This is a genomic window from Streptomyces sp. NPDC056600, assembly GCF_042792855.1.
In the GTDB taxonomy this organism is placed as follows: domain Bacteria; phylum Actinomycetota; class Actinomycetes; order Streptomycetales; family Streptomycetaceae; genus Streptomyces.
The window spans coordinates 191,859-218,058 of the sequence record NZ_JBHTVQ010000001.1 but is presented as its reverse complement, the minus strand read 5'-3'; the positions used below and the strand labels follow the sequence as shown (position 1 = coordinate 218,058).

29 protein-coding genes are annotated in these 26,200 nt (G+C 74.9%); 16 read left to right on the top strand and 13 right to left on the bottom strand.

Annotation, left to right across the window (positions count from 1 at the left end):
• The first annotated feature begins 31 nt into the window (after positions 1-31).
• The 3 genes from ACFRAV_RS01050 (at position 32) to ACFRAV_RS01040 (ending at position 2,134) form a co-directional block, all read left to right on the top strand.
• Positions 32-826 carry a class I SAM-dependent methyltransferase gene (locus tag ACFRAV_RS01050; protein ID WP_382550182.1) on the top strand — a complete coding sequence of 265 codons (795 nt, stop codon included), beginning with the start codon at positions 32-34 and terminating at the stop codon, positions 824-826.
• A 2-nt stretch (positions 827-828) separates the two neighbouring features.
• Positions 829-1,524, top strand: a complete 696-nt coding sequence (locus ACFRAV_RS01045) for a hypothetical protein (protein ID WP_382550180.1) — start codon at positions 829-831, stop codon at positions 1,522-1,524.
• A gap of 253 nt (positions 1,525-1,777) precedes the next feature.
• Complete coding sequence (locus ACFRAV_RS01040) at positions 1,778-2,134, top strand: DUF6204 family protein (protein ID WP_382550178.1); 357 nt, start codon at positions 1,778-1,780, stop codon at positions 2,132-2,134.
• A gap of 32 nt (positions 2,135-2,166) precedes the next feature.
• Here ACFRAV_RS01040 and ACFRAV_RS01035 read toward each other — a convergent pair whose 3' ends face one another.
• Positions 2,167-2,535, bottom strand: a complete 369-nt coding sequence (locus ACFRAV_RS01035) for a DUF488 domain-containing protein (protein ID WP_382550176.1) — start codon at positions 2,533-2,535, stop codon at positions 2,167-2,169.
• An 83-nt stretch (positions 2,536-2,618) separates the two neighbouring features.
• Here ACFRAV_RS01035 and ACFRAV_RS01030 point away from each other — a divergent pair, with 83 nt between their 5' ends.
• On the top strand, positions 2,619-4,790 hold the full coding sequence (locus tag ACFRAV_RS01030) for a hypothetical protein (RefSeq protein WP_382550174.1): 2,172 nt from the start codon (positions 2,619-2,621) through the stop codon (positions 4,788-4,790).
• Between the two features lie 98 nt (positions 4,791-4,888).
• Here the strand turns inward: ACFRAV_RS01030 and ACFRAV_RS01025 are convergent, their stop codons facing one another.
• Positions 4,889-5,281: a winged helix-turn-helix transcriptional regulator gene (locus ACFRAV_RS01025; protein ID WP_382550172.1), complete on the bottom strand. Its 393-nt coding sequence runs from the start codon at positions 5,279-5,281 to the stop codon at positions 4,889-4,891.
• Between the two features lie 93 nt (positions 5,282-5,374).
• On the opposite strand from ACFRAV_RS01025, the gene ACFRAV_RS01020 reads away from it, so the two are divergent.
• Both ACFRAV_RS01020 and ACFRAV_RS01015 read left to right on the top strand, forming a co-directional pair.
• Complete coding sequence (locus ACFRAV_RS01020) at positions 5,375-6,820, top strand: MFS transporter (protein ID WP_382550170.1); 1,446 nt, start codon at positions 5,375-5,377, stop codon at positions 6,818-6,820.
• 193 nt (positions 6,821-7,013) lie between these two features.
• On the top strand, positions 7,014-7,610 hold the full coding sequence (locus tag ACFRAV_RS01015) for an exonuclease (RefSeq protein WP_382550168.1): 597 nt from the start codon (positions 7,014-7,016) through the stop codon (positions 7,608-7,610).
• 15 nt (positions 7,611-7,625) lie between these two features.
• Here ACFRAV_RS01015 and ACFRAV_RS01010 read toward each other — a convergent pair whose 3' ends face one another.
• The 5 genes from ACFRAV_RS01010 to ACFRAV_RS00990 are packed head-to-tail and all read right to left on the bottom strand — an operon-like array spanning position 7,626 to position 11,597.
• Entirely contained in the window at positions 7,626-9,020 is a 1,395-nt protein-coding gene (locus tag ACFRAV_RS01010; protein ID WP_382550166.1) for an 8-oxoguanine deaminase, read from the bottom strand.
• 48 nt (positions 9,021-9,068) lie between these two features.
• Positions 9,069-9,983 (bottom strand): factor-independent urate hydroxylase, encoded by a 915-nt coding sequence (gene pucL / locus ACFRAV_RS01005; RefSeq protein WP_382550164.1) that lies wholly within the window; start codon positions 9,981-9,983, stop codon positions 9,069-9,071.
• A gap of 4 nt (positions 9,984-9,987) precedes the next feature.
• Positions 9,988-10,350 (bottom strand): hydroxyisourate hydrolase, encoded by a 363-nt coding sequence (uraH, locus tag ACFRAV_RS01000; protein ID WP_382550161.1) that lies wholly within the window; start codon positions 10,348-10,350, stop codon positions 9,988-9,990.
• Complete coding sequence (gene uraD / locus ACFRAV_RS00995; RefSeq protein WP_382550159.1) at positions 10,347-10,889, bottom strand: 2-oxo-4-hydroxy-4-carboxy-5-ureidoimidazoline decarboxylase; 543 nt, start codon at positions 10,887-10,889, stop codon at positions 10,347-10,349. Before uraD ends, uraH begins: the two co-directional genes overlap by 4 nt.
• Before the next feature lie 33 nt (positions 10,890-10,922).
• Complete coding sequence (locus ACFRAV_RS00990) at positions 10,923-11,597, bottom strand: 2'-5' RNA ligase family protein (RefSeq protein WP_382550157.1); 675 nt, start codon at positions 11,595-11,597, stop codon at positions 10,923-10,925.
• A 152-nt stretch (positions 11,598-11,749) separates the two neighbouring features.
• Here ACFRAV_RS00990 and ACFRAV_RS00985 point away from each other — a divergent pair, with 152 nt between their 5' ends.
• Positions 11,750-12,409: a hypothetical protein gene (locus ACFRAV_RS00985; protein ID WP_382550155.1), complete on the top strand. Its 660-nt coding sequence runs from the start codon at positions 11,750-11,752 to the stop codon at positions 12,407-12,409.
• A gap of 32 nt (positions 12,410-12,441) precedes the next feature.
• Here ACFRAV_RS00985 and ACFRAV_RS00980 read toward each other — a convergent pair whose 3' ends face one another.
• The 4 genes from ACFRAV_RS00980 to ACFRAV_RS00965 form a co-directional block, all read right to left on the bottom strand.
• A complete protein-coding gene (locus ACFRAV_RS00980) occupies positions 12,442-13,077 on the bottom strand; it encodes a DedA family protein (protein ID WP_382550153.1) in 636 nt (211 codons plus the stop codon).
• A 119-nt stretch (positions 13,078-13,196) separates the two neighbouring features.
• Positions 13,197-13,562, bottom strand: a complete 366-nt coding sequence (locus ACFRAV_RS00975; RefSeq protein ID WP_382550273.1) for a helix-turn-helix domain-containing protein — start codon at positions 13,560-13,562, stop codon at positions 13,197-13,199.
• Positions 13,563-13,621: 59 nt separating this feature from the next.
• Positions 13,622-13,885, bottom strand: a complete 264-nt coding sequence (locus ACFRAV_RS00970) for a thiamine-binding protein (protein WP_382550151.1) — start codon at positions 13,883-13,885, stop codon at positions 13,622-13,624.
• 125 nt (positions 13,886-14,010) lie between these two features.
• Complete coding sequence (locus ACFRAV_RS00965; RefSeq protein ID WP_382550149.1) at positions 14,011-15,120, bottom strand: hypothetical protein; 1,110 nt, start codon at positions 15,118-15,120, stop codon at positions 14,011-14,013.
• A 157-nt stretch (positions 15,121-15,277) separates the two neighbouring features.
• Between ACFRAV_RS00965 and ACFRAV_RS00960 the strand changes: the two genes are divergently transcribed.
• The 4 genes from ACFRAV_RS00960 to ACFRAV_RS00945 all read left to right on the top strand — a co-directional run bounded on the left by ACFRAV_RS00960 (position 15,278) and on the right by ACFRAV_RS00945 (position 20,505).
• Positions 15,278-15,505, top strand: coding sequence for a hypothetical protein (locus ACFRAV_RS00960; protein ID WP_351118715.1), 228 nt, complete (start codon positions 15,278-15,280; stop codon positions 15,503-15,505).
• Between the two features lie 18 nt (positions 15,506-15,523).
• The gene (locus ACFRAV_RS00955) at positions 15,524-16,420 is read left to right on the top strand and encodes a TIGR04222 domain-containing membrane protein (protein ID WP_382550147.1); all 897 of its coding nucleotides are present in this window, start codon (positions 15,524-15,526) and stop codon (positions 16,418-16,420) included.
• A gap of 179 nt (positions 16,421-16,599) precedes the next feature.
• The gene (locus tag ACFRAV_RS00950; RefSeq protein WP_382550145.1) at positions 16,600-17,262 is read left to right on the top strand and encodes a hypothetical protein; all 663 of its coding nucleotides are present in this window, start codon (positions 16,600-16,602) and stop codon (positions 17,260-17,262) included.
• A gap of 300 nt (positions 17,263-17,562) precedes the next feature.
• Positions 17,563-20,505 (top strand): AAA family ATPase, encoded by a 2,943-nt coding sequence (locus ACFRAV_RS00945; protein WP_382550144.1) that lies wholly within the window; start codon positions 17,563-17,565, stop codon positions 20,503-20,505.
• Between the two features lie 84 nt (positions 20,506-20,589).
• On the opposite strand, the gene ACFRAV_RS00940 is transcribed toward ACFRAV_RS00945, so the two are convergent.
• Positions 20,590-21,168, bottom strand: a complete 579-nt coding sequence (locus tag ACFRAV_RS00940) for a TetR/AcrR family transcriptional regulator (protein ID WP_382550142.1) — start codon at positions 21,166-21,168, stop codon at positions 20,590-20,592.
• Between the two features lie 99 nt (positions 21,169-21,267).
• On the opposite strand from ACFRAV_RS00940, the gene ACFRAV_RS00935 reads away from it, so the two are divergent.
• Positions 21,268-21,714, top strand: coding sequence for an anthrone oxygenase family protein (locus ACFRAV_RS00935; RefSeq protein WP_382550139.1), 447 nt, complete (start codon positions 21,268-21,270; stop codon positions 21,712-21,714).
• A 174-nt stretch (positions 21,715-21,888) separates the two neighbouring features.
• Here ACFRAV_RS00935 and ACFRAV_RS00930 read toward each other — a convergent pair whose 3' ends face one another.
• Positions 21,889-22,950 (bottom strand): DUF2382 domain-containing protein, encoded by a 1,062-nt coding sequence (locus ACFRAV_RS00930; protein WP_382550137.1) that lies wholly within the window; start codon positions 22,948-22,950, stop codon positions 21,889-21,891.
• Positions 22,951-23,103: 153 nt separating this feature from the next.
• Here ACFRAV_RS00930 and ACFRAV_RS00925 point away from each other — a divergent pair, with 153 nt between their 5' ends.
• From ACFRAV_RS00925 to ACFRAV_RS00910, 4 genes are all read left to right on the top strand, one after another.
• Entirely contained in the window at positions 23,104-24,039 is a 936-nt protein-coding gene (locus tag ACFRAV_RS00925) for a polysaccharide pyruvyl transferase family protein (RefSeq protein WP_382550135.1), read from the top strand.
• Positions 24,040-24,221: 182 nt separating this feature from the next.
• Entirely contained in the window at positions 24,222-24,680 is a 459-nt protein-coding gene (locus tag ACFRAV_RS00920; RefSeq protein WP_382550133.1) for a DUF6153 family protein, read from the top strand.
• Between the two features lie 109 nt (positions 24,681-24,789).
• Positions 24,790-25,410: a DUF305 domain-containing protein gene (locus ACFRAV_RS00915; RefSeq protein WP_382550131.1), complete on the top strand. Its 621-nt coding sequence runs from the start codon at positions 24,790-24,792 to the stop codon at positions 25,408-25,410.
• 179 nt (positions 25,411-25,589) lie between these two features.
• Positions 25,590-26,195: a DUF4396 domain-containing protein gene (locus tag ACFRAV_RS00910; protein WP_382550129.1), complete on the top strand. Its 606-nt coding sequence runs from the start codon at positions 25,590-25,592 to the stop codon at positions 26,193-26,195.
• Positions 26,196-26,200: the final 5 nt, after the last annotated feature.

Genomic DNA, 26,200 nt, shown 5'->3' with positions numbered 1-26,200 from the left:
GACGCGGCGGCCGCTCTGCGATGCTCTGACGATGGCTGACTTCGACGAACTGCTGGCCGAGGGGGCGTCGGTCCCGACGGAGGGCTGGGACTTCTCCTGGTTCCGTGGCCGGGCGAGCGAGGCGCGTCCTTCCTGGGGGTACGCCCGGCTGCTCGGGGAGCGGATGGCCGGCGCCCGGGCGGCGCTCGACGTGCAGACCGGCGGCGGGGAGGTCCTGGCCACGGTACGGCGGGCGCCGGCGCTGCTGGCCGCGACCGAGGCGTGGCCGCCGAACGTGGCGATCGCCCGCCGCACGCTGGCGCCGCTGGGCGGGACGGTGGTGCACGTCGGGGAGAGCGACGGGCTGCCCTTCCGCGACGGGCTCTTCGATCTGGTGGTGAGCCGTCACCCGGTGGTCACCCGCTGGGACGAGGTGGGCCGGGTCCTCCGGCCCGGCGGGACGTACCTGTCGCAGCAGGTCGGGTCGGGGACGGTGCGCGAGCTCGCCGAGTTCATGCGGGAGGGGCGCGGCGACGGGCCCACGAGCGCTGCGGGGGCGAAGGCGGACCCCCTGGTCACCCGCTCCGGAAGCACGCCGCACGCCGCGACGGCCGCGGCGGAGGCGGCGGGCCTGGAGGTGGTCGACCTGCGCCAGGAGGCGCTGCGGATGGAGTTCCACGACGTCGCCGCGGTGGTGCACTTCCTGCGCAAGGTGATCTGGACCGTCCCCGGCTTCACCGTCGAGGAGTACCGCGACCGGCTGGCCGTGCTGCACGACTTCATGGAGCGTCACGGTCCCTTCGTGGCCTACTCCCAGCGGTACCTGATCGAGGCGCGGAGGCCATGACGATGGCGGGGAGCACTTCGGGAGGCGGCCCGAGCACTGCGGGAGGCGGCCCGACGGCCGCGCAGCGGCGGGTGATCGACGCGGCGGACCCCGCGACGGGCAGGCTGAGGGGCGCCTCCGCCCAGCTGACGGCGCTGGTCCGGCTGGGGCTGGCGTTCCGGCACCCCCGGCCGCCGCACGACTGCTACCTGACCCCGGCGGGCCGCCGTCTGCGCGATCAGCCGGAGACCGCGTCCGCATCCCCGCCCGGGCCGGACGCGGCGGAGGGCGATGCCGTGCGGGCGGCCCCGGCCGAACCGTCCCGGACCGGCGTGTTCGCCGCCCGGCTCGGCGGGGAGAGCGACGCCCCGGCCCGCACGGCGGAGGTGCGGGGGGCCTGGCAGGGGCTGCTGGAACTGCGGCGGATGACCAACCCCGACGGTTCGGTGGACCGCCCGTGCGGCTGGGAACGCTCGCACCTGCCCCAGGCGGCGGCCATCGCCCTGGAGGCCGCCGGCTGCCGCCCGGCGGGGCCGGGCGCCGAGGGCTACCGCGTCGAGCCGTCCGCCCAGCCGGAGGCGGTGGAGGTACGGACCGCCGACCCCGCCCTGCTCGGTGCCTGCGAGGAGACGCTGAACGCCTCGGGGTGGCACGCGGGCGCCTACAGCGAGCCCCGCACCGGCGTCCGCTACCTCGTGGCCTCTCCCAGGCGCAGGTGACTCCGCACACCGCCCCGCCTCCGCAGCCGTGACTCCCGCACCCCCGGCCCCGGCCGCCGGCACGAACGACTCCCGGGCCCCCGACCCGGCCGCCGCGAACGCCGCGAGCACCGGAGCGCCGCCGCCGGCCGAGCGCCCGGCCGCCCCGCGACCCCGGCCACCCGGAACCCGCAGGCCACGGGTCGCGGGGCGCGGGGCCCGCCCGGGGGAAAACCACGTGGAGCCGTCCCGCCCCGCCGGTTAGGGTCGCCGGATGAGCACACGCACCTTCCGCATCACCGTCCGCGGCGTCTTCGACGGCCTCGACGCCGGGCAGCGGTCGGAGCTCCTGGCCCACGCCGCGGAGCACGACATGCTGCGGGCCGCCTTCACCCCCGAGGGCCACCTCAGCTACGACGTGGCCTCCCGGCCGGCCTTCACCTTCCGCTTCCAGGACTCCGGGGAGGCGGAGGAGGACATCCTGGAGGCCACCGAACGCGCCGAGCGGACCGCCCGGGCGTGGCTGGAGGAGCGGGGTTGCGGCTACAAGCACCTGCGCTCACAGGCCGAGGACCTCTCCCAGGCGCCCCTGGGCAAGCGGCAGCGCCAGGCCGCCCGCAAGCAGGCCTGAGCCGCCCCGCGCCCATCGACCCGCGCCCCGTCTCAGCGGCCCTCGCCGCCGGTGAGCCACTCGGCCAGGACCGCCGTATGGCTGATCGCCGGGTCGCGGGTGGCCGTCAGCAGGGTCAGCGGGCCCTGGTCGGCGAGTTCCCGCAGGCGGTCCGCGGCCTCGCGGTGCGCGTCGTCGGCGAGCTCGGCGAGGTAACGGGCGCGGAACTCCTCGTAGCGCTCGGGGTCGTGCCCGTACCAGCGGCGCAGCTCGTTGGTGGGCGCGACCTCGCGCAGCCACGCGTCGAGGTGCGCCGCATCCTTGCTGATGCCGCGCGGCCAGAGACGGTCGACGAGGACGCGCGCTCCCTCGTCGTCGGGGGAACTGTCGTAGACGCGGTGCTGGGTGATCTGCCTGTCCATGCCTCCACTCTGGCGGGCCGGGCCCGCTCCGCCACTCGAAAACTCCGGTGCGCCCGCACCGGGGCCGCTGGGATCATCCCGGCATGCACACCGCCTTCGAACAGTTGGTCGTCCGCCGCGCCTTCCGCCTGCCTGCTCCCACGGGCCGGCCGGGTGACGGCGCCTCACTCGCCCGGCAGTTCGACGCGGCGTTGCTGTCCGCGGGCTTCACCCTCTCCGGCGACCTGCTGAGGCACCTCTCCGGGCTGGCCCCGGAGTTCGTCGAGCCGGTGGCGCGGCGCACCCTGGCGACGGTCCGGGAGCTGGTGGGCGACCACGTGCGGCACAACACGTACTTCAAGGACTTCCCGGCCGGCGTGCCGGACACCGTGGAGTTCTGGCACCGCTGCGTGAGCGAGGCGCTCGCGGACGAGGCGGCCCGGCCCGGCCTGCTCGCCCAGCTGAGCGACGGTGTGCTGAATCTGCTCACCCTGCCTTCCTACGGCTCCTACGGGCACGGTTGGGAGGAGATGCTCGCCGCGCACGACGAGCTGATCGCCGCGGCCGGCGACCGCGTCACGGTTCTCCACCTCGGTGGCGCGCGCGAGGACGAATTCACCGCGCTGTACCTGTCGTTGGCCGGCTCCCCCGTCCCCCTCGGCGAGGACGGGCTGGTGGACCTGCGGCTGCTCGCCGGGCACTGCGCGCGCGGCCCGCAGCCGGAGACGATCCCGCTGCGCGAGAACCGGGCGGTGATCAACGCGGTGCGGGCGGCCGCCGGGCAGGAACTCCTGCTCGACACCGTGACGGACGTGCTGCGGCTGGCCTGCGCCCTCTCCGGCGCGTCGGTCACCCTGGAGGAGCCGGTCCGGTTCCGTTCCCTGCGACGGCCGTTGCGCAGGGCCCTGCTCGCGGGCCTGGACGCTGTGGTCGCAGGCTCCCCCGCGAAGCTGGCCGACGTGCACCGGCACCGTGAGCGGTGGAAGCGGCTCGGCGAACGGCTCCACCCGCACGAGTACCCGCGGTGGCCGCACGCCGCGAAGGTGTTCGCGGTGGCCCGCGGCGAGCTGGAGGCGCCCACCTTCGAGAGCCGTGTGGAGAGACTGCTGGCGGACGGCGACATCGCGGGGGCGGCGGGTCTGCTGGCCTCCGCGCCGGGCCGGCTGTACCGGGCGCTGGACCGCCTGGTGCTGGCCGCCGCCGACGAGGCGCAGCGGGAGGCGGTGCTGGACGCCGCCGCACGGGTCGCGCCCGAGGTGTCGGGACGGGTCCTGCTCTCGCTGCGCGAGCACCTGGAGAACCGGGCCGGCCGCTTCGGCGGGCAGCGGCTGTTCCTCAACCGTTCGGGACGCGCCTGGGCGACGGCCGACGCCCGGTCCGGCATGCCGCGCGAGGTCCGCGAGCGGCTGGCCACGCTGGCCGACACGGAGCTGCGGCGGCGTCTTCCGGCGGCCGGAACGGTGGTCGTGGACCCGGCGATGCTCGACGTGGCGCTGCCGTTGAGCGGGAAGAACGTCCCCTCGGACCTGGGTGTGCTGCCGCGCGGCTCGTCGTCGGCGGTGGAGGGCGAGCTGCTGCGGTTCTTCATGTACTGGAGGCAGACGGAGCGGACCACCGACCACGACCTGTCCGCGCTCCTCCTGGACGAGCACTACCGGACGCGTGGATGGCTCGACTGGACCGCCCTCACCGCGGTCGGCGGCGCCCACTCGGGCGACATCACCGACGCGCCCGAGGGCGCCTCGGAGTTCATCGACCTGCGGCTCGCCGCCGTCGAGGCGGCGTTCGTCGTGCCGATGGTCCACGTCTACAGCGGGGAGAACTTCGAGCAGGTGGCGGAGTCCTTCTTCGGCTTCATGCTGCGCGACGCCGAGCAGGCCGGGGCGCCCTTCGAGCCCCGCACCGTCCGGATGAAGTCGGAACTGCGCGGTCCCGGCCGGGTGGCGCTGCCCCTGGTCTTCGCCCGTGACGAGCACGGCGGCTGGCACGCCAGGTGGATGCACGTCCACCTCAGGGGCCACCCCGAATCCAACCGGGCGGCCGGCCACCAGGTCTCGACGGGCATGCTGGTGCGGGGCGCGGTCGAGCGCAGGCCGCTGACCGTGCGGTACCTGACCGGACTGCTCGCGGACAACGGGGTGCGGGTGATCGTGGGCGACGAGGAGGGGGCCCCGGACGGCCCGGTCACCTTTCTCGGCCTGGCACGGCCGGAGGGACTGGGCGCCGACGCGCGGGTGATCACCCCGGGAAATCTCCGCGACCTGGTGCCGGAGTGACTGTTAGGGTGCGGACCGCGGCGAGGCCATGACGGGGCTTCCTTCTCCACTCTTCCTGATACCAGCCCTGTCGCTTTCCTCGCCGCTTCTTCACGCCCTCAGGCCGGCATGGCGTGCTCCGCGTCGTAGGCGACCCGGGAACGGTGGATGGTGGTGCGGTGGCGCTCCGCCCAGTCGGTCAGCCGGAGCAGCGTCTCGTACAGCTCCCGGGCGACGGGGGTGATCTCGTACTCCACACGGGGCGGGACCGTCGGGAACACGGTGCGGGTGACCAGTCCGTCACGCTCCAGGTTGCGCAGCGTGAGAGTGAGCATGCGGCGGCTGATGCCGGTGACCGCCCGCTCCAACTCGGTGAAGCGGATCGGCCCTTGGGCCGCCGCGACCAGGATGCCGACGCTCCACTTCCCCGACACCCGGTCCAGCACCTCCTGGACCGGACAGGCCTCCGCGGTCACTGCCTGGGAGGTAACACCGGTGTTCCGCTGGGACATAAAAGTGCCTCCTTACGCCGGAGCTCCATGGTCACCCACGATGTACTCCGTTACAAGTCGTGCACCATGGAACACGCAGGGGGATCCGCCGTCATGTCATTGCTCAAGCCTTCACCCCGGAAGGACGTCAACTCCGCTGCCGGAACGCCTCGTTCACGGTCGCTGTCGCTGCTGACGCTCTGCGCGGGCGCGCTGATGACCATCCTGGACGGCAACATCGTCACGGTGGCGATGCCCGCGATCCAGCGTGACCTCGGGTTCTCCGGGGCAGGGCTGGCGTGGGTGGTGAACGCCTACCTGATCCCGTTCGGCGGACTGTTGCTGCTGGCCGGCCGGCTGGGCGATCTGCTGGGCCGCAAGCGGATGTTCACGTCCGGGCTCGCCCTCTTCACCCTGGCGTCGGTGCTGTGCGGGGTGGCCGGCGACCAGGGCACGCTGGTCGCCGCCCGCGCCCTCCAGGGCGTCGGCGGGGCCGCGACCATGGCGGTGGTGCTCGGCATGATCGTCGCCCTCTACCCGGAGCCGCGGGAACAGGCCCGCGCCATCGCGGTGTTCAGCGCCGTGGGCGCCACCGGGGCGGCGCTGGGCACCTTCCTGGGCGGAGCGCTCACCCAGGCGGCGGGATGGCACTGGATCTTCCTGATCAACCTGCCGATCGGGGTCGTCGCCTGGTTCGCGGCGGTGCGGGTGCTGCCCGCCGACCGGGGCGCGGGGCTGGGCCGGGCGGCCGACTGGTGGGGGGCGCTGCTGGTCACCGGGGCGCTGATGACGACCGTCTGGACGATCATCGGCTCCGGCGGGCGCTCCGCCGGGGCGACGCTCGCCCTGACTGGTGTCTCGGCGGCGCTGTTCGCCGGCTTCATCGTCCGTCAGAGCCGGGCGGCGTACCCCCTGCTGCGCCTGGGCGTCCTCCGCTCCCGCGCCCTGGCCGGCGCCAACGGCACCCAGGTGCTGATGCTGGGGACCATGTACGGCTTCCAGTACATCGGCACCCTCTACCTGCAGCGGGTGCTGGGCCACGACGAGCTGGCCACCTCGCTCGCCTTCCTGCCCGCCCCGTTGCTGATCGGCGCGATCACGCTGGGCCTGGCCGCCCGGCTGGTGGGCCGTTTCGGGCCGTACCGCGTGCTGCTGGCGGGGCTCGTCCTGGCCACCGCCGGTATGGGGCTGCTGGCCACGGCACGGGCCGACGGTTCGTACACCGCCGACGTGCTGGCGCCCCTGCTGCTGCTGTCGGCCGGGTTCGCCGTGGCCATGCCGGCGCTCACGGGGCTGGCCATGGCCGGGGTGGCGGAGCGGGACGCCGGGCTGGCCTCCGGCCTGTTCAACACCACGCAGGTGGTGGGCGGTTCGCTGGGGCTGGCGGTGCTCACCACGCTGGCGGCGGGCCGGACCGGGGAGCTGCTCGAGGAGGGCTCCCCTCTGGTGGCGGCGACCGCGGAAGGCTACCGCCTGGCCTTCCTGGTGGCCGCCGTCCTGGGAGCCGCGGCCCTCGCCCTGGCCGCGGCGACCCTGCGCCCGGGGCGGGAGACGCGCTGACCGGGCACTTCCCGTGCGCTTCCCCTCCCCGGCCCACGACCGCCCCCGGCGTCCGGTGACACCGGCCCCGCGCCCCCGCACCCCGGCGTCACCGGACGACGCGGGCGCGGAAGAGCGGGGCACGGGTGCGCGGAAAGGCGGGACGCGGGAAAATCGCTGTCGCGCGCCGGTCCGCCGCTGGGAGGCTCGGCGCATGAGCCGGCGACGCGTGAAACCCAGCCTGTACATCTCCGTGGACGTCGAGGCGGACGGCCCGGTCCCCGGCCCGTACTCGATGATCAGTTTCGGCGCCGCCGTCGCCGGGCGGCAGGACGCCGACGGCTTCACCCCCACGGACCCCGAGGAGCACACCTTCTACCGCGAACTGCGGCCCATCTCGGACGAGTTCGATCCGCGGGCGCTGGCGGTCAGCGGCCTCGACCGGGACCGTCTGTGCCGCGAGGGGGCGGACCCGGCGGCCGCCCTGGCCGAGTTCACGGCCTGGGTGGGCGAGGTGTCCACGGGCACGCAGCCGGTGGTCTGCGGCTACCCGGTCGCGTTCGACTGGATGTTCCTGTACTGGTACCTCGTCCGCTTCACCGGCGGCAGCCCGTTCGGCCACTCCGGCTGCATGGACATGAAGTCCCTGTACGCGGCCAAGGCCGGCCTGCCCCTGCGGGCGGTCGCCAAGGGGACGATGCCCCGGCACCTGCTGTCGCGGCGCCGGCACACCCATCACGCGCTGGACGACGCCGTGGAGCAGGCCGAGCTCTTCGCCAACCTCATGCGCTGGGAAGGCCCGGACACCTGACCGGCCGGCCGCCGGTCACTCCTCGCCCGCGGTGACGCGGGCCAACCGGCGGGCCTCCTCGCGGGTGGTGCGGGCCACCGCGTCCTCGTCGACGGTGAGCAGCCGCCCGTCCTCCACCACCGGGACGCCGCCCACCAGGGACAGCGTCACCGGAGCCGCCGCGCCCAGCACCAGGGCGGCCACCGGGTCGGCGATCGAGGCGTGCGCCAGGGTGTCCATCCTCCACAGCACCAGGTCGGCGAGCTTGCCCGGCTCGAGGGAGCCGATCTCCGCGTCCCGCCCCAGGACCCGGGCGCCGCCGTGGGTGCCCAGCCGGAGCGCCTGGCGCGCGGTGAGGGCTGCCTCGCGGTGCGGGCCCAGGCGGTTGACCAGGAGGGCGTTGCGCAGTTCGGTGTGCAGTTCGCCCGACTCGTTGGAGGCGGTGCCGTCCACGCCGAGCCCGACCGGGATCCCGGCGGCGAGCATGTCCGGCACCCGGGCGATCCCGGCCGCCAGGCGGGCGTTGGAGGACGGGCAGTGGGCCACGCCGGTCCCGGTGCGGGCGAACGCGGCGATGTCGGCGTCGTTCATGTGCACGCAGTGCGCCATCCACACGTCCTCGCCGAGCCAGCCGGTGGACTCGAAGTAGTCGGTCGGCCCCATGCCGAACAGCTCGTGGCAGAACTTCTCCTCCTCCACCGTCTCCGACCCGTGGGTGTGCAGCCGGACCCCGAGCCGGCGTGCCAACTCGGCGCCCTGCCGCATGAGTTCGGTGGACACCGAGAAGGGCGAGCAGGGCGCGACGGCGACCTGGGTCATCGACCCGAACGAGGCGTCGTGGTGCTCGGAGACCGTCCGCTCGGTGGCGGCCAGTGCCCCGTCCAGGCTCTCCACCGCGAAGTCCGGCGGCAGTCCGCCGTCGGACTCGCCGCGGTCCATGGAGCCCCGGGCGAGGGTGAAGCGCACCCCGGTCTCCCGCGCGGCGCGGATGACGGCCCCGGCGAGGTCGCCGGTGCCGCGGGGGAAGACGTAGTGGTGGTCCATGGCGGTGGTGACGCCGCCGCGCGCCATCATGGCCAGCGAACCCTGGGCGGCCGCGTGCACCATCGGCTCGTCGATCCGCGCCCAGGTCGGGTAGAGGGCGACCAGCCAGTCGAAGAGGTTGTGGTCGGTGGCCAGGCCGCGGGTGAGCCACTGGTAGAAGTGGTGGTGGGTGTTGACCAGCCCGGGGGTGACCAGGTGACCGGTGCCGTCGATCCGCCGCACCACGTTCTCCAGCCCTTCGGGGGCCTTCCCCTCCCCCACCGACTCGATCACCTGGCCGGCGACCACCAGGTGACCCTCGGCGTACTCGGTGTCCTGGGCGTCGACGGTCGCGACGGCGCAGTTCTCGATGACGGTGCGGGCGGGGTGTCCGGCTGTGGCTGCCATGGTGGTTCTCCGGTCGGGCTGCGGGGAGGAGCGGTGGCGGTACGGGTCTCAGAGGTGGGTGAGGTCGGCCGGGATGAGGGCCTGGGCGCCGTCGCGCAGGACGGTCGCCTCGATCAGCCCGTAGGGACGGTCGGCGGCGACGTACACCTCGTTGTCGTTCTCCAGGCCGAACGGCTCGAGGTCGACGAGGAAGTGGTGCTTGTTCGGCAGCGAGAGGCGTATCTCCTCGATCTCCGGGCGGCTCTCCACGACCCGCGCGCCCATCCGGTAGAGCGTCTGCTGGAGGGAGAGCGAGTAGGTCTGGGCGAAGGCGTCCAGCAGGTGACGCCGGGACTCCTGATAGCAGAGGTCCCAGTCGGGCGCGGTCGCGCCGTCCGCGCCGGTCCAGGCGTAGCGCCAGCGGGCGGAGACGTCGGTGGCCAGGATCCGGTCGTAGGCCTCGGGCAGCGTGGTGTACCGGTCCTTGCGGTAGCCCCAGAACTCGGAGTCGGTGGTGTTCAGGACGGTCAGGTCCTTCAGGCCGGAGACCACCTCGCAGCGCTCCCCGTCGTGGACGACCTGGGTCACCCGGGTGCCGCCGCCGGTGCGGGCGAAGGAGTGCTGGGCGTCGGGGCCGCCGATGCGCTCCCAGGCGTACTCCTCGATCCGGATCCGCGCCCGCCGGATGGGTTCCTGCGACCCCACGAAGTGCCGGGCCAGCAGCAGGCCGAACTCCTCCGGGGAGGCGATGCCGTGTTCCTTGGCGAAGGCGTAGACCGTGTTCTTGGTGGTGTCGGTGGGCAGCACGTTGGCGTTGGACCCGGAGTAGTGCACGTCGTCCATGTCGCCGGAGAGCGAGACGGAGACGTTCAGGTCCTTGATGTGGTGGAGTTCGCCCTCGCGGGTGATCCGGACGACCCGGGTCTCCGCCTTGCCGTACTGGTTCTGGCCCAGGCGCGCGGTCCGGGCGGGGTGGTCGGTCATGTCGCTAGCTCCCTCGGTATACGGAGTAGCCGAACGGGCTGAGGAGCAGGGGCACGTGGTAGTGCTCGCCGGGCTCGACGGCGAAGGCCACCGCCACCTCCGGGAAGAACGCGCCCTCGGCCCCCTCCCGGCCCGCCAGGTAGGCGCCGGTGTCCAGGACGAGACGGACGTGGGTGGCGCCGGCGGGCGGGCCGGGGAGGTCCCGGCAGCGTCCGTCGGCGTCGGTGGCGGAGCCGCCGAGCGCCTGCCAGGGCTCGTCGGCTCCGGTGCGGGCGGCCAGGGAGACCCGCACGCCGGCGGCGGGCCGGCCGAGGCCGGTGTCGAGGACGTGGGTGGACACGGTGGCGGGGGCGGCGCCGGACTTCATCGGCGTGCGTCCTCCTCGGACGGGCCCGCCTCGGCGAGGCGGGCGAGACGGATGCGGTTGATCCTGCCCAGTTCCCCGCGGACGATCTCCGCCTCCCGCTCCGGCGTGTTGCCGAGGCGGTCTCGGACGGCGTCCCGCATCTCCTCGGCGGTGAGGCCGGTGGCGCAGATCAGGAACACCTGGCCGAACCTCTCCTGATAGGCCAGGTTGAGCTCCAGCATCTCGGCGCGGAGCGCCTCGTCGGCGCCCGCCATGCCGCGCTGCTCCCGGGCGGACACCGGGTCGCCGGGCTTCGGCCGCCCGATCGGCGGGTGTGCCGCCATGGCCTCGGCCAGGCCGTCCGCGGTCAGGGCCGCCGTCGCCGCGTCCCCGGCGGCGCACAGCGCCTCGGCGTCGGCGTAGGGGCGGCGCGCGACCAGGTACGAGGCCCAGGACGGGGCGGCGCAGATCTCGTTCAGGACCGCCCGGGCGGCGGCCTCGTCCAGGGCGTTGAACCGGGCGAGGCCCCGGGAGGCCGGTGTCGGAGAGCTCGCTGTCACATCAGGCAGCCAACCCCACCCGGCCGCTGGGCGTCAACAATTTGTTGAAGAATGGCCGGCCGGTGGGCCGTCCGCCCTGCCGAGAGGAAAGCGGAGCCACTGCCGCCACTCCACTCCGTCGTACGCCACCAGGTCGACCGCCTCGACCCGTTCGGTCAGCGGCAGGTGCGGGGCGAGCGCCGCCTCGATCAGGTCGTGCTGCCGCGCGTCACCGCTGTTGGCGACCGTGACATGGGGGTCGAGGTCACCGAACAGCCCGTCGTACGGGCGGTGTTCGGGCCAGTGCGCGGTGACGTCCGCGGTGAGGGCGCGCAGCGGGGCGTCCGGCTCGGGGCGCAGCCACAGGACGCCGGGGAAGCGGGCGCACCCGCTGAACCGCAGCGCGAACGGCGGGTGCGCCGCGAAGACGCGGGCGAGGGCGGCACGGGCGTCGCCGTCCACCCGCTCGCGGGGCAGGAAGGGGAACAGGACGGTCGCGTGGGCGGTGCCGCCGTGGCGGGCCGCGGTGTCCCAGACGCGCCGCCAGGGGGCGACCAGGCGGTCGAGGCCGGGCAGCGGGACGCTCAGCGAGGTGGTCCCGACGGCGACCGGCCAGCCCTCGTCCTCCTCGACGTCGACGCCGGCCTCGGCCTCGGCCTCGGCCTGACCGAGGGTGTCGCCGGCCGTGGGGGTGCGGGACACCCCGGGGGACGTGACGCGGCGCTGCATGGCGTTCACGATAGCGCCCGGCCTCCCCACCGCTGGGGGGAGGCCGGGCGACGGACCCGGAGCATGCCTCCGCCGGCTACGGCCGGCCTTCGCGGTGTTCGGCCAGGGTCCGCCGCGCGGGAAGGCCATGTCCGGGGCCGACGGGAGGACCGATGCACGACAAGCCACTGAGCAGGGTCACCGGGAGACTGCGGCGCCGCCTGCGGAACGAGGCGCACGACCCACCCGGCGACCCGGGCCCCGACGCGTTCGGGCTCGACCAGTACCTGGCCAACCGGTTCGAGGACGGCGCGCTGGCGCCCGAGGACGAGGCGCGGCTGGCCGAGGAGGTCGCCACGCTCCTCCCCAGGCGCTGGTCCCTGTCGCCGCGCGCCGAGGAGCGCCTGAGCCAGGTGAACGACCGTCTCGGGGGGTACCGCCAGGTGCTGGAGTGGCTGGACGGTCATCCCGGTCTGCCCCGCCTGACGGCCCGGCTCCTCGTCCTCACCGAGAACCTGGACCACTTCGGCGAGAACACCGCCGTCGTCGACGCGGTGCGCGCCCAGCGGGGCCGCTCGCCGCTCCCGGCCGCGCTGCGGGACGTGCTGCCGCCGGCCACCGACGAGGAGACCCTTCCCGACATCGCCCAGCGTCTGGAAGGGCTGCTCGGCGACCGCCGCCCCGAGGACGCGACACGGCTCGCCCTGGCCACGACCGAATGGCTGGGAGGCGTCGCCCGGGGGGCGGCGCCGGACTCCCCGGAGGTCACCGAGATGAGCGAGCTGATGTCCCATCTCCACACCGACATCGACCGGGCGGCCCCCACGGCCTGACGGCCTGGGACCTCAGCGATCCGCCTCGGGGGTCACGGCCGCTCCGTCCGGCGACGGCGGCGGCGGCGCAGGAGGTGCCGGGCGACGACCGCGGCGACCAGGACGCCGAGACCCGCCGGCACCCACCGCTGGTAGCGCGAGACGGCGGTGTAGATCTCGGTGATGTGGTCCCCGGCGGCGTAGGCGAGCGTGGCCCACAGGCCCACCCACAGGGCCGCGCCGAGGGCGTTGAAGGCGAGGAACCGGCGCCAGGGCATCCCGGTGGTGCCGGCGACGATCCCGTTGACCTGGCGCAGGCCGTCGACGAACCGGGCCACGGTGACGATCTTGCCCCCGTGACGGGCGAAGAAGGCCTCGGCCCTGGCGAACCGCTCCGGCGTCAGGAACACGTACCTGCCCCAGCGGTGGACCAGGGCGCGTCCTCCGTACCTGCCGATCAGGTAACCGATGTTGTCGCCCATGACGGCGGCCACGAACGCGATCAGCGCCACGGCGACGATGTCCAGCCGTCCCGCTCCCGCGAAGACGCCCGCGGCGATCAGGATCGCCTCGCCGGGGATGGGGACGCCGAAGTCCTCCACGAGGATCACGCCGGCGACGGCCCAGTAGCCGTAGTGGCCGAGCAGGGGTTCCAGATGCGCCAGGGGGCCCGGCAGGGGATGGGCCATGGCGTCATCGTAGGCGCGAGGGCGCCGCCCGCCCCGGAGCCGTGCGGGTGCGGGTGCGGTCGGTCGCGGTCGGTCGCGGTCGGTCGCGGTCGGTCGCGGTTGCGGCCGCGGGGGGCGGTTCAGCCGGCCGGGGGCCGGTCCGTCTCGTCGCCCCGGCGGCCTCGCTCCGGGGCCCGCTCCCCGTGCGCCCGGTTGAGGTAGTTGTAAACGGTGAACCGGCTGACGCCCAGCGCGCCCGCCACCGTCTCCACGCCGTGGCGGACGGCGAACGCGCCGCGGGCCTCAAGGGTGCGGACCACTTCCTGCTTGGCCCTGCGGTCGAGGGCGGCGAGCGGCCCGCCGGCGGTGCGCTCCATGGCGGCCAGCACGTGGTCCAGCGACTCGGCGAGCTGCGGCAGCCGGACGGCGACCGCCTCGGCTCCCTCCCAGCGCAGCACCACGTCGTCCGGGCCGGCCTCCTGCGGGGGCAGCAGCACGGCGCCCATGGCGTCGGCCAGTGGCCGGACCGCGTCGACGAACTGGTCCCGCGCACTCCCGGCGGCGCTCACCCGGCGTCCCCGTCGGCGGCGTCCACCACGTTGACCTGCAGCGTGACGCGGGACGCCCCGGCCCGCAGGGAGCGGCGCAGCACGGTGTCGACCGCGGCGAGCACGGCCTCGGCGTCGCCCTCGGCGGTGGTGCCGAAGGGGCCGACGTCGACGGATTCCAGCCCTTGGGCCCCTTCGACGGCCTCCCGGGCCGCGACCGCGTGGCCGGGGACCTCGTCGAGGTCGAACGGCTCGGTCGTGAACTCCACCCGCACACGCATTCCTGCCCCCAGAGCACCCTGAGTACCGGGCCGGACGTCCGCGCCCGGCCCGGCGGCGACTCTAACCGACGGCCGCCCGGCCGCCGCGGCCCGGCGGACCGGCGGTCAGGCGGCCCGGCGGCCGGTCAGATGCGGGAGAAGACCCCGCACTCGCCTCCGCCGCCGACGGCGCCGCTGCGGTCGTAGGGGTCGACGGTGGCTCCGTCCGACGGCGCGGCCTCGTGCGGGTCGGAGGGGAACTCGGGGTGCGCCCATCCGTCGGCGGCCCCGCAGCCCCCGTTGCTCCACTCGCTGTCGTACCGCTCGACCATGAGTTTTCCGGGGGTCGCCACGATGCGGTCGGGGTCGGGCATCTCCAGCTTCAGCACCCGACGCACCACGGCCCGCGTCACCTCGGTGGAGCCTTCGTCGGCCCGCGTCACCGGGTAGACGAAGGTGTAGTCGGCGGTGATGGAGAGGGCTCCGCGCTCGCCCTCCTCCAGCGTCGTCCGGCCGCGGGCGCGGACCCGGTCGCCGACGACGCGGGACTCGTCCGGGTCGAACCGGCTGAAGACGAGCAGCGGGTTGTCGTCCTCGCCCGGGTCGCTCAGCGACCTCCTCAGGTCCTCCAGGAGCTTGGGCTGGAGCGGGTCCAGGACGCCCAGCGCCGCCTTCGGCGCCGCCCCGCGCAGGGTGGCCGGGGCGATGTTGGCGTCGACCAGCAGGGTGCGGGTCCCCTCGAGGGCGCGCCCGACCTGTTGCCTCGAGAAGACGCCGGTCGCCTCGGCGGGAGGCATCACGATGCTCTGCGCGCCCTCCTGCCAGCGGGCGGCCGGGGACCCGGCGAACGGGTCCTCGAGGGTGGCGGCGCCGGGCGCCGCGCCCGGGGCGGCCGTGGGGGCGGCGGTCTCGGCGGGCAGCCTCCGGGCCGTGGCGGTGGCGTCCGTCCCCTGGTCGCCCCACGGGTATCCGGGGAGCAGGGACGGGTTGAGGGCGAGCACGGCCAGTCCGAGGACCACCACACCGGCCAGGGCGGCCTTGACACGACGGTGGCGGGCGGCACGCCGCCGGTACCGGCCCAGGTCGGTGGGGGTGCGCCATCCCTGTGGCAGTTCGCCCCGCGCCTCCTGCTCCCTGAGCCGCGCGGTGACCATCCGGGCGCGCGCCGTGGGCTCCTTCGGCGCGCCCGCCGCGGTCCCCTCGGCGCTCTCCCGCAGGAACCGGGCCAACTCCTCGTCGGACAGGTGCTCGGACACGGCCCTCCCCCTCCCTGGCCGCCTCCCGTTCGCGGCCGAAGATCCAGTGCGGCAGGTTAGGGCACGCGCGTCCGACCGGCGGCACGGGGTAGGCCGTTGGGCGGGACCGCGGACCGTCCGAGGTGCGCGGGCCGTCACCGCGCAGCAGCCTGGGGACATGAACCGACCGCACATCGTGGTGCATCCGCCGGGGCTCGACGGGTCCCGGCGGGTGACCGCCGACGACGAGGCCCTCGGGGTCGCCTCGCACCTGGACGACGTCCGCGAGATCCTCCGGCTCTCCGACCTCGACGCGGGGGACGTCGAGACCGGCGACCGGATCGACTGGCAGGGCGGAGGCCCTGGGCAGTGGCCCGGCCTGGAGGAGCATCACGACCTCGAATAACCTTCGCCCGTAAGGCCGTTGACGCTCTCAGGCGGCCGCGGCGCAACCTCAAATCAACCTCTGAGAACGCCTTCACCTCTTCAACAGACCTATGCCCGGGCCGCATTGTTGTGTCCACGAGGTCCGCCGGCACGGGGGCGGCGGACCTCGCTCCGGCCACGGGGGAGTCGGAGAAACGGGGGATACGCCATGGGGGAACGCGGCGAGGGCGACGGGGGACGTCCGCTCGACGCGTACCGCATCGCCGTGCTGCGCGGGGGCGACCGCGCGGCCGTGACGGTCGCGGTCGTGGCGCTGTACGGGCGCGGCCTGGTCGAGGCGGCGGAACCGGGGTTCCTGAGGAACACCGGTCCGCTGTCCGGCCGGGCCGCGCACCCGTTGGAGAAGGCGGTGCACGCCGCGCTGTACCGGCCGCTCACCTTGCTGGAGCTGACGGAACGCGCCCGGGTCCGGATGTGCGTGCGGACGCTGCGTTCGGCCCTGGTGGCCGAGGGTCTGCTGCACCGGCGCACGTACACCTCGACCCGTGCAGGCCGACGGCTCCTGCACGCGCTCGGTGCGGCCTTTGAGTCACCGGCCCACGCGACCGACCCGCCGGAGGAGCGCGACGCCCCGCGGGCGGTCGCCCTGCACGGTGACGCGGCCCTGCTCGCCCTGGTGCCGCACCTCGCCCGGGACGCGCGGCTGACCGGGCCGCCGGTCAGGCGTCAGGAGCTGCTGCCGGACGCCCCCGACGCCCCGGGCCGCCTCACCACCCGGATGTACCGCGAGCTCCACGACCGCGACGGCGAAGAACGCGGCGGGGACGGACGCGACGGCGACGGGCACGGCGCCGGAGGCGGAGGCGGGGGCGGCCACGACGCGGGCGGGCATCACGCGTGCGGCTCGGGATCCGGCTGCGGCGGCGGCTGGTGACCGCCGGGCGGCGGCCGTCGCACGGCTCGGATGCGCGAGCGCACGCCCTCCGCCGAACGCAAACCGACCGCCCTGCCCGGTATTCGGCGAAACATCGCCGAAAGGCCGTCAACGGACGGACAGGCGGCCCGCGCCGGGCGCACCATGGGAGTCCGACCGCATCACGTCCTGGAGTGACCATGTCCGAAAAGGTTCCGGTGCGTTGCCCGGCCTGCCGGCGGGAGCACGTCTACCGGGTACCGACGTTCCCCTGCGCCTGCGGCACCCCGGTGGCCCCCGCGCTGGACGTCTCGGGCGAACCGACCCAGCTGACCCGCCGGGTCTGGCACGAGAGCTGGGTGACCGTGCCCTGCCCCCGCTGCTCCCTGCGCAGCCAGTGGCCGTGGCCGGAACTGGGCTGTCCCTGCGGGGCCGTGCTGCGGCTCCCGCTGCTGGTTCCCGGGGACGCCGGCGGCCCCTCGGCGGCGCGGCCGGCCTTCCAGCCGGTGACCATCCGCACGCCCCTGGACGCGGTCACCGCGGCGGCGCTGTACCTGCGGTGGCTGGGTCACCCGGACGTGCGCCGGGCCGACCAGCGTCCGCCCTCCGGTGTCGCCCTCGCCGCGCGCGGGCTGATCGCCCACGTGGACCCGGGCCCGCGGGCGGCCTCGACCCGTGAGGTGGAGTGCCTGTGGCTGACCGCGATGAGCGAGTCGGCGCAGGGGGTCCACTTCTCGCTCGCCGGGTACGACCCGGCGGCCCTGGAGCTCGCCGAGCAACTGTCCACGCCGCTCTTCCTGCTGGACCGCACCGGCATGCCGCAGGCGGTCAACGACGCGGCGGACACGCTGGCCGAGGGCTGACCGCCCGGCCCGCCCCCACTCCTCGGGCCGCCGCCTGCCCGGAGAGCGCCCCGCGCTCCCCCGCCCTGCGCGAACGCCCCCGAAGGCACCCGGCCCCGCGCCGCCGCGGGGTCGTGCCGCCCCGCGGCGACTCCCGCCGCAGGGCCGGTATTTGACCGGACTCCGACCTTTCCTTTTCCCCATTTTCAATTACGCTCCGGCCGGACGACCGGAGTTTGCGCAGAACGCCCGGATACCTCCCGCCCGATTAGTGCCGCACGTTGCTTACCATTGACCAGAACACGACATTCGAGGGGAGCGGTGACCGTGCCATACGACGTCCAGGATCTCGCCGACCACCGCTCCGACCGGACGAACGAGCAGGTCATCGGACAGGAGGAGCTCTTCGCCGCGGCCCGGCGAAGACTCGCCCAGGGCGGTGGCGTGCTGCTCCACGGACCGGCCGGAATCGGCAAGTCGACGGCGCTGCGGGCACTGACCGCCGAATATGCCGGAAAGTCGCGGACGGTACTGCGCTGTTCGGCCACCGAGTCGGAATCCCACCTCCCCTTCCTGGCCATCGCCGACCTCCTCGGCCCCGTCCTGGACCGGGTCGCCGACCGCCTGCCGGACACCCAGCGTTCGGCGCTGGAGGCCGCCCTGACCGGGCACGGCGAGGCGGTGCTGCGGCCGGACGGCCACCACGGACTGGCCCTGCGCCTGGCGGTTCTGGCCGCCTTCCGCGCGCTGGCCGCCGACGGGCCGGTGCTGGTGGTCGCCGACGACCTGCAGTGGCTGGACCGGGCCAGCAGCGAACTGCTCGGCTTCGCCGCCCGCCGGATCAACGGCACCCGGGTGCGGATGCTCTGCGCGCTGCGCACCGGGACGCCCGGCGGGCCGGACGTGAACGACTGCCTGCGCGCGCTGCCGCACGACTCCGAGGCGCTGCGGGTCGCACCTCTGGACCGCGGGCAGATTTCCGCCCTGCTGGCCCGCCGCGGCCACCGGTCGCTGCCGCGTTCGACGGTGCGGGCCATCGGCGCGGCCAGTGCCGGCAACCCGATGTTCGCCCTGGAGCTCGGCCGCGCGCTGGCCGAGAGCCCCACGCCGCCCGGGCCGGGCGAGCCGCTGCCGGTGCCGACGTCCCTGCGCGCGCTGCTGCTGGGGCGGCTGGACCGGCTGCCCGCCGAGACCCGCCGGACGCTGCTGGTGGCCGCCGCCGGGGCGCGCCCGACCCTGGCGCTGCTGCACGCCGCCGGCCGGACGGACGCCGAGGCGGACGTCGCCCGCGCCTGCGCGCTGGGGGTGCTGATCGCCGATCCGGAGAACCACACGGTCCGCTTCACCCACCCGATGGTGCCCTCCGCGCTGTACGCCGCGGCCGACGGTCCCGAGCGGCGGGCCGTCCACGCGGCCCTGTCGCGGGTGGCCGTCGACCCCATCGACCGGGCCCGTCACCTGGCCCTGGCGACCGCGGGGGCCGACCCGGAGGTCGCCGCGCGGCTCTCCGAGGCGGCCGGCCTCGCCCGTGACCGGGGCGCCCCGTCGGTGGCCGCCTCGCTGGGACTGCTGGCCGCGCGGCACGCCCCTCCGGACGCCCGCCATTCCCCCGACGCCCACCGGCTGCGCGCCGCGGAGGACGCGCTGACCGCCGGCGAGACCGATCTGGCCCGCGACATCGCCCAGGACGTGCTCGGCCGGGCCACCGAGGCCGCCGAGCGGGTGCGGGCCTGGATGGTGGTGATCGACGCGGCGGGCCAGGCGCTGACCGAGGTCGACGCCGTCTTCCCGCAGGCCCTCGCCGACGCCGGGGACGATCCGCGGCTGCTCGGTCTGGTCCACCACCGGCTGGCCTGGCAGGCGCTGCTGGTGGAGGGGGACAGCGGCCGGGCCCGTCAGGAGGCGGCGCTCGCCGCCCGGCTCGCCGCGGCGGGCGGGGACCGGAACACCGAACTGCTCTCGCTGGCCTTCCAGGCCCACATGGAGGTGCTGCGCGGCCACCCGGACGCCCCCGCCACCATCCTGCGGGCGCTGGAGGCGCCGCAGGACGACGCGCTGGCCTACGACCACAACGGCGCCGGAGCGGTGCACTGCCGCTGGATGATGATGAGCGACCGGCTGGACGAGGCCCGGTCCACCGTCACGGCGTTGCTGCGGGGCGCGCGGCGGCGCGGCATGGTCGAGGCGGAGGTGCAGTACCTGCGGCTGCTCGCCGAGACCGAGTTGGCCTCGGGGCACTGCGGACGCGCGGTCGACCTCGCCCGGGAGTCGCTGCGGCTGGCCCGGGACACCGGGATCGGCGAGGCGGCGGCCGGCGCGCTGGCGGCCCACGCGGAGGCGTCCGGCGGCGACCCGGCGAGCGCCGCGGAACTGGCCGAGGAGGCGGTGCGCACGGCGGAACGGGACGGCGACCAGATCTTCCTGGCCCACGCCCTCGCCGCCCTGGGTCACGTCCGGCTGCTCAGGGGCGACGCTGCCGGGGCGGTGGAGGTGCTGAGCCGGGTGCGCGCCCTCGAGGCGGGCGTCGGCATCGACGACCCGGCCGACGGCCGCTGGCACGGCGACCTCGCGGAGGCGCTGGTGCGCACCGGTCGGCCGCAGGAGGCACGGCGGCTGGTGGACGAGACCCGCGCCCGCGCGGTCCGGCTGCGCCGGGAGGGCGTGCTCGCGGTGACGGACCGTGCGGAGGCGCTGGTGCGGATCGCCGAGGGCGACGCGGAGGGGGCGGAGTTCCTGCTGACGCGCTCACGGGAACGGCTGGCCCTGCTGGGACGGCGGCTCTCGGAAGGCCGCACGCTGCTGGCCCTGGCCGATCTGCTCGCCCGCACCGGGCGCGGCGGGGCGGGCCCGCGCGAGGAGGCGGGACGACTGTTCCGCCGGTGCCGGGCACTGCCGTGGCTGCGCCGGGTGGAGGCCATGGCGGCCGCGGACACCGCCGCGGCAGCCGCCGTGAGCGCCGTGGCGGGCCAGGGCGGCGGGCCGTCCGCCGGCCACGCGGGGCCCCCGGCCGCACTCCCGGGCGTCGCCGGCGGTCCGGCCGTGACGGCGGGCGGCGGGGTCGCGCTGCTGGAGGGACTCGCCGCGATGGAGCGGCAGGTCGCCGGGCTGGTCATGGAGGGCGCCACCAACCGGGAGATCGCGGGACGGCTGTACGTCAGCGTGAAGACGGTGGAGGCGACGCTCACGCGGGTCTACCGCAAACTCGGCATCCGCTCGCGCATCGACATCGTCCGCCTCACCGCCCACCACCCGGCCTCCGGCTGACGCCCCCTCACCCGGAGGCCGGGGGCCCGGCCCACCTCCGCGTCCGCTGCGCGTGCGCGCCGGACCACCGGATCCGGGACCGGATCAGAGCACGGCGAGCCGGTCCACCAGCAGCTCGATCCTGCGCGCGCTGTCCCCGGGCGGCAGCCGTCCCGCACGGGTGAGGGTCGCCAGCCCGTGCAGGGACGCCCAGAACACCTCGGTGAAAAGCGCCGGGTGCACGCCCTCCCCCGCGACCTCCCCGAGGGTCTCCAGCAGGGCGGCGAAGCCGTCCTTCAGGGGCTCGGGGGTGTCCTCCCGCGCGAACGCCAGGCCGCCGTCGAGCTGGAACATCGCGTCGTAGACCGCCGGGTTGCCCTCGGCGAAGCCGAGGTAGGCGCGCGCGAGGGCGGTGACCCGGGCGCGCGGGCCGTCCGCGGAGCGGGCCGCGGTCCGCAGCAGGGTCGCCATCTCGGCCGCGCCCGTCAGGGCGACGGCGCCGATGATCTCCCGTTTGCCGCGGAAGTGGCTGTAGAGGACGGGCTGGCTGTACTCGATGCGCTCGGCCAGCCGGCGGGTGGTGACCGCCTCCCAGCCCTGCTGCTCGGCGAGTTCACGGGCGGTGGCCACGATCAGGCGCTCGCGGGCAGCCCGCTCGCGCTCCTTGCGTTCCTGTACCGACATGCAGCGAATTCTAGCATCGCTAGACAACCGAGCGTTAGCAACGCTAGCGTTGCCCCATCAACTAGCGGCGCTAGATTCCGGAGATCCCAGGGGGTTCCCATGTTCAACGCACTCGAGATCGTCACCACCGTGATCGTCGGCGTGATGGTGGGGGTGGAGTTCTGCGTCGCGGTCTTCGTCAACCCGATCCTCGACGCCCTCCCCGGCGACGGCGCCCAGCGCGGCCGCAGCCACGGGGCCCGGCTGCTGGGCGCCGTGATGCCGTTCTGGTACCTCTCGTCGCTGGTCCTGGTCGTGGTCTGGTGGGCCGCCGGACGCGGCGAGGACGGCGCCCGACTCGTCGCCGCCGGCGGCGGGCTGCTGCTCGTCAGCGTGCTGATGTCCGTCCTGCTGCTCGTGCCGATCAACAACCGGAGCAAGGAGTGGACGGTCGGCGACCGGCCCGCCGACTGGAAGCAGCAGACGCGGCGCTGGGACCGCCTCCACCTCGTGCGCGTCGCCGTCATCGTCGGCGCCTTCGCCCTGCTGGTCACCGCCCTCGCCTGACGGGGCGGGCCGAGGGAGGGGAAACCCTCGGCCCGCCCCGCAGGGCAGTCCCTCATGTGCGCCGGGCGGGCATCCTCCTAGGCTGACCTTGTCCCCAACGGGCCGCAGACCGGGGGGCGTTGCGGACGACCACGAGCGACCCGCAGCGCCCCCCATCCACGTGTGGAAGGACTGTCACCTTCCTCCCTTCCGGTGCTTGCCGCGGCCGCTCTCGCCGCTGATGCCGCTCGTGTCGACGCCCGGCGCGGCATCCGTCCCCGTGGTCTCCATGCCCTCCGACTCGATCCGCTCCTTGCGGACGCGGCCGGTGACGGTACGGTTCTGGACCCGCTCCTCGGTGGTGAGCTTGACCCGCTCGACCGGGACCACCTCGGTCTCGATCACGGGCCGCTCGGCGTGGAGCGTCACCTCGAACTCCGCCTCCTTCAGCGGCTCGCCGGAGAGGGCCGAGGAACGGTTGGCGTCGGTGATCGGCTCACGGACGACGCGGACCTCCTCGTACCGCAGCGGAACGCTCTGCTGCACCTCTTCGGTGTCGACGTACTTGTGCAGCCTGGCGCGGCCGCTCTCCTGACGCTCGACCCGGACGTGCATGCGCTCCTCGGAACGCGTCATCGCGTTCTCGGCCGTCTCCTTGCCCAGGTCGGCGCCGGCGGCACCGGACCGCGAACGGGACTCGGCACCGGAGGCGCGCCCCTCGGCGCCGATGCCCCTGCCCTCGGCCGCGGTGCCCTGCGCGTAGGCCCTGCCGGACTCGTCGACGCCCTCGCCCTTGCGGCCACGTGCGGACGCCTTGCCGGCGATGCCTCCGGCCACACCCCCGGCCGCGCCGGCCGCGCCGGCCGTCCCCTTGTCCATGCCGCCACGACCGGACGTCGCGTCCTTGTCCTGGCCCGTGGACTGCTCCCAGGGTTCGTCCCACTTGACGCCGTAGTACTCGTACAGACGGTGCTCCTCCTCGCGGGAGAGGTGACCGCCGCTGTCGACCACGACGTCCGGGGCGTCCTTGACCTTGTCCTTGGTGTACGGCACCTCGAGGTGGTCCTCCACCAGCGAGGCGTCACGGATCGGGACGAACGTCTCGCTGCTTCCGAAGAGGCCGGTCTTGACGCTCACCCACTCCGGGCGGCCGGTCGCATCGTCGAGGAAGACGTGCTTGGCCTCGCCGATCTTCGTGCCCGTGCCGTCGTACACCGGATGGTCGAGGACGGCGGGGATCTGGTCTCGGGTGATCATTTCATCACCCTCCTTCCACACTCGGCTCGCCCAACGGGTAGACACGGACAAACAGTGTGAAACGGCCTTTCGGTCGCGAAGTCGTCGGAAATCGCGGTAAACGGCGGTCCTTCCATGCTTGACGCGGGACGGAAGGGGCACCCGCTTCGCACTGTGCGTACGAGCGATGACGGCGCGCACCCGCTCGCACCGGAGGCGGGGCGGCCGCGACGGATCCTGGTGACCGGGTGGTTCAGCTTCCTGTACGGGGAAGCCACCGCCGGGGACGTGCTGGCCCTGGACCGGGTGCGGGAGGTGCTGGACGGGGCGGACCTGCCGTACGACGTGGCGTGGAGCCCCGGTTTCCGGCCTCAAGAGCTCTCCCTGGACCGGGCCGACCCGCGCGACTACTCCCACCTGGTCTTCGTGTGCGGACCGCTGCACGGGCTCCAGATCGAGCAGCTGCACGAGCGGTACGCGGAGTGCGTGCGGGTGGCGGTGGGGGTGTCGGTGATCGACCCCTCCTCACCCGCGGCGCAGGGATTCCACCGGGTGCTGGCGCGGGACGCGTCCGGGGCGGCGGCGCCCGACCTGGCGGCCAGGGCCCCGGTCCCGGATCCGGTGCCGGTGGTCGGGGTGATCCTCACCCACGGTCAGCACGAGTACGGCGGGCGGCGGCTGCACGAGGCGGTGGCGGAGACGGTCACCGGCTGGCTCGCGGGCCTGGACTGCGCGCGGCTGGACCTGGAGACCCGGCTCGACTCCCGCGACTGGCGGCTTGCCGCGACGCCGGGGCAGCTGGAGTCGCTGCTGCGCAGGCTGGACCTGGTGGTCACCGACCGGCTGCACGGCCTGGTGCTGGGGCTCCGGTCGGGCGTCCCGGTGCTCGCGGTGGACCCCGTGGCGGGCGGCGCGAAGGTCGCCGCGCAGGGGCGGGTGTGGGGGTGGCCCGCGGTGGTGCCGGGCGAGCACGTCTGCGCCGGCGCCCTGGACCGCTGGCTCCACTGGTGCCTCTCCCCCGAGGGCCGCGCCGCGGCGGCCGGCGTCGCGGGTTCCACCGCCCGCGACCCCGCCGACACCCTGCTCGCGGCCCTCCACCACGAGGCGTGACGCCCCCGGAGCGGGAGGCGGACGAAGGACGCCCGCGCGGCGGCCGGCGCGGCGAGCGAGGGCGCACCCGGCCTCCCGTCCGGTGCGGTGGGCGTCGCAGGCACACCGCGGGTGGCACCGACGCGGGAGCCCGGTTCGCGGTGCGCCGACAGCAAGACGCCCGCTCGCCGTACGATGGGCGGGTGATCACCGGCCTCGGAACGCACCGCCGCCCCGCGGGGCGGCTGTTCGCCCTGCTGGTGCTCGCGGTCCTGGCCGGGTTGTTCGGCATGCACGCCCTCGCCCCCGGCGGCGGGCTCGACCGGCCGCGCTCCGAGTCGCACAGCATGCAGGCGGCCCACGGCGAGCAGGCGACCCACAGCGAGCAGGACGCCCGCGGCATGCAGGCGGCCCACTCCCCGGTGCGGACCGTCGACGCCGGACCCCACCAGGGTCACGGAGGGGGATCCGGCCACCTGAGCCACGCGGACGACACCTGTGCCGCCGCCGGGCCGGTGTCCGCGTACACCCCTCCCCCGCCCACCGGCGTCCCCGCCGTCCTCTCGGCCGCCCCACCGGCCCACCCCTCGGGCGCTCCCGCCTCGGCCCTGCCCGTCCGGGCTCCCCCGGATCTGACCGCACTGCAACTTCTGCGGATCTAGACGGTCCCGCACGGCACCGCGCACCCCTGGGCGCATACCCCCCGGGGGTCAGGTGCCGCGCTGCCACCCGTCATGCAACGGATCCACACGAACCAGGAGTCGCACCACCATGCCCGACAAGCGTTCCCTCGCCCTCCGCGCCGCCGCACTGCTCGCCGCCGGCGCCGCCGCTCTCGCCCTGACCGCCTGCGGCGGGGGCCGGAGCCACGACTCCGCCGGACACGGCGGCCACTCCCCCGCCACCGCGACGGCCTCCCCGGGACAGCCCAACGCCGCCGACGTCGCCTTCGCCACCGGGATGATCCCGCACCACCGGCAGGCGGTGGAGATGGCCGGCCTCGCCCCCGACCGGGCGGCGTCGGCCGAGGTGAAGCGCCTCGCCGCGGAGATCGAGAAGGCCCAGGACCCCGAGATCACCACCCTGTCCGGCTGGCTCGAGTCCTGGGGCGAGGACGTTCCCGCCGAAGGCGCCGCCGGCGGTCACGCCGCACACGGCGGCGGAGGGATGATGTCCGCCGAGGACATGGAGTCCCTTCGCGAGGCCTCCGGTCCGGCGTTCGACGAGGCGTTCCTGCGCATGATGATCGAGCACCACGAGGGCGCCGTCGCCATGGCGGGGACGGAGCGCGCGGACGGTTCCCATCCGCCGGCCCGGCGGATGGCGGCGGACATCATCGACGCGCAGTCGTCGGAGATCGCGCGGATGAAGGACCTCCTCGGCCGTAACTGACAGGCCCTCGGCACCTGTTGTCACCCGGTGGGGCGGGCGTCGCACATCGCGGCGCCCGCCCCACCGGCGTGACGCGAACCCGTTTTCCTGTCATCGCGGAATACCCCCGGGGGGTATATGGTTCCGGTGTGGGGGGCGCCGAGACACGGGCCCCACCCGACGACGAGGGGAGAACCGTCATGGAGCACACCGGACACCACTCCGGCGACGCCCACGGCCACACGGGGCACGGGGACCACGCGGGGCACGGGGACCACGCGGGGCACGGGGACCACCACAGGGTGCACGGGGGTCACGCGGGGCATCGGGCCGGGCCTGACGCCGGGCGGCACCACGCGGCCCGCGCGGGTGCGAGCTGGGCCATGGCGGCGAAGGCGACGCTGCACTGCCTCACCGGCTGCGCGGTGGGTGAGATCCTCGGCATGGTCATCGGCACGGCGCTGGCCTGGGGGAACGTGCCGACCATGGTCCTGGCGATCGGCCTGGCCTTCGTGTTCGGCTACTCCTTCACCCTGTTCGGGGTCCGCAGGGCCGGACTGGAGCTCAGGGCGGCGATCAAGGTGGCGCTGGCCGCCGACACGGTCTCCATCGCCGTGATGGAGCTGGTCGACAACGGCATCGTCGCGCTGACCCCCGGGGCGATGGACGCGCAGCTCTCGGACGGCCTGTTCTGGTCGGCGCTGCTGGGCGGATTCGCCGTGGCCTTCCTGGTCACCACTCCGGTGAACAAGTGGATGATCGGCCGCGGCAAGGGACACGCGGTCGTCCACGCCCACCACCACTGACCCGG

Bases quoted from the DNA above. Each gene is read 5' to 3' on its own strand.
- ACFRAV_RS00980 (WP_382550153.1), bottom strand. From the start codon at position 13,077: ATGGCCCATCCCCTGCCGGGCCCCCTGGCGCATCTGGAACCCCTGCTC.
- ACFRAV_RS01020 (WP_382550170.1), top strand. From the start codon at position 5,375: ATGTCATTGCTCAAGCCTTCACCCCGGAAGGACGTCAACTCCGCTGCC.
- ACFRAV_RS00990 (WP_382550157.1), bottom strand. From the start codon at position 11,597: ATGCAGCGCCGCGTCACGTCCCCCGGGGTGTCCCGCACCCCCACGGCC.
- ACFRAV_RS00970 (WP_382550151.1), bottom strand. From the start codon at position 13,885: ATGCGTGTGCGGGTGGAGTTCACGACCGAGCCGTTCGACCTCGACGAG.
- ACFRAV_RS00960 (WP_351118715.1), top strand. From the start codon at position 15,278: ATGAACCGACCGCACATCGTGGTGCATCCGCCGGGGCTCGACGGGTCC.
- ACFRAV_RS01035 (WP_382550176.1), bottom strand. From the start codon at position 2,535: ATGGACAGGCAGATCACCCAGCACCGCGTCTACGACAGTTCCCCCGAC.
- ACFRAV_RS01050 (WP_382550182.1), top strand. From the start codon at position 32: ATGGCTGACTTCGACGAACTGCTGGCCGAGGGGGCGTCGGTCCCGACG.
- ACFRAV_RS00935 (WP_382550139.1), top strand. From the start codon at position 21,268: ATGTTCAACGCACTCGAGATCGTCACCACCGTGATCGTCGGCGTGATG.
- ACFRAV_RS01025 (WP_382550172.1), bottom strand. From the start codon at position 5,281: ATGTCCCAGCGGAACACCGGTGTTACCTCCCAGGCAGTGACCGCGGAG.
- ACFRAV_RS01040 (WP_382550178.1), top strand. From the start codon at position 1,778: ATGAGCACACGCACCTTCCGCATCACCGTCCGCGGCGTCTTCGACGGC.
- pucL (WP_382550164.1), bottom strand. From the start codon at position 9,983: ATGACCGACCACCCCGCCCGGACCGCGCGCCTGGGCCAGAACCAGTAC.
- ACFRAV_RS00975 (WP_382550273.1), bottom strand. From the start codon at position 13,562: ATGGGCGCCGTGCTGCTGCCCCCGCAGGAGGCCGGCCCGGACGACGTG.
- ACFRAV_RS00910 (WP_382550129.1), top strand. From the start codon at position 25,590: ATGGAGCACACCGGACACCACTCCGGCGACGCCCACGGCCACACGGGG.
- ACFRAV_RS01030 (WP_382550174.1), top strand. From the start codon at position 2,619: ATGCACACCGCCTTCGAACAGTTGGTCGTCCGCCGCGCCTTCCGCCTG.
- ACFRAV_RS01015 (WP_382550168.1), top strand. From the start codon at position 7,014: ATGAGCCGGCGACGCGTGAAACCCAGCCTGTACATCTCCGTGGACGTC.
- ACFRAV_RS00985 (WP_382550155.1), top strand. From the start codon at position 11,750: ATGCACGACAAGCCACTGAGCAGGGTCACCGGGAGACTGCGGCGCCGC.
- ACFRAV_RS01010 (WP_382550166.1), bottom strand. From the start codon at position 9,020: ATGGCAGCCACAGCCGGACACCCCGCCCGCACCGTCATCGAGAACTGC.
- ACFRAV_RS00930 (WP_382550137.1), bottom strand. From the start codon at position 22,950: ATGATCACCCGAGACCAGATCCCCGCCGTCCTCGACCATCCGGTGTAC.
- ACFRAV_RS00950 (WP_382550145.1), top strand. From the start codon at position 16,600: ATGTCCGAAAAGGTTCCGGTGCGTTGCCCGGCCTGCCGGCGGGAGCAC.
- ACFRAV_RS01045 (WP_382550180.1), top strand. From the start codon at position 829: ATGGCGGGGAGCACTTCGGGAGGCGGCCCGAGCACTGCGGGAGGCGGC.
- uraH (WP_382550161.1), bottom strand. From the start codon at position 10,350: ATGAAGTCCGGCGCCGCCCCCGCCACCGTGTCCACCCACGTCCTCGAC.
- ACFRAV_RS00915 (WP_382550131.1), top strand. From the start codon at position 24,790: ATGCCCGACAAGCGTTCCCTCGCCCTCCGCGCCGCCGCACTGCTCGCC.
- ACFRAV_RS00940 (WP_382550142.1), bottom strand. From the start codon at position 21,168: ATGTCGGTACAGGAACGCAAGGAGCGCGAGCGGGCTGCCCGCGAGCGC.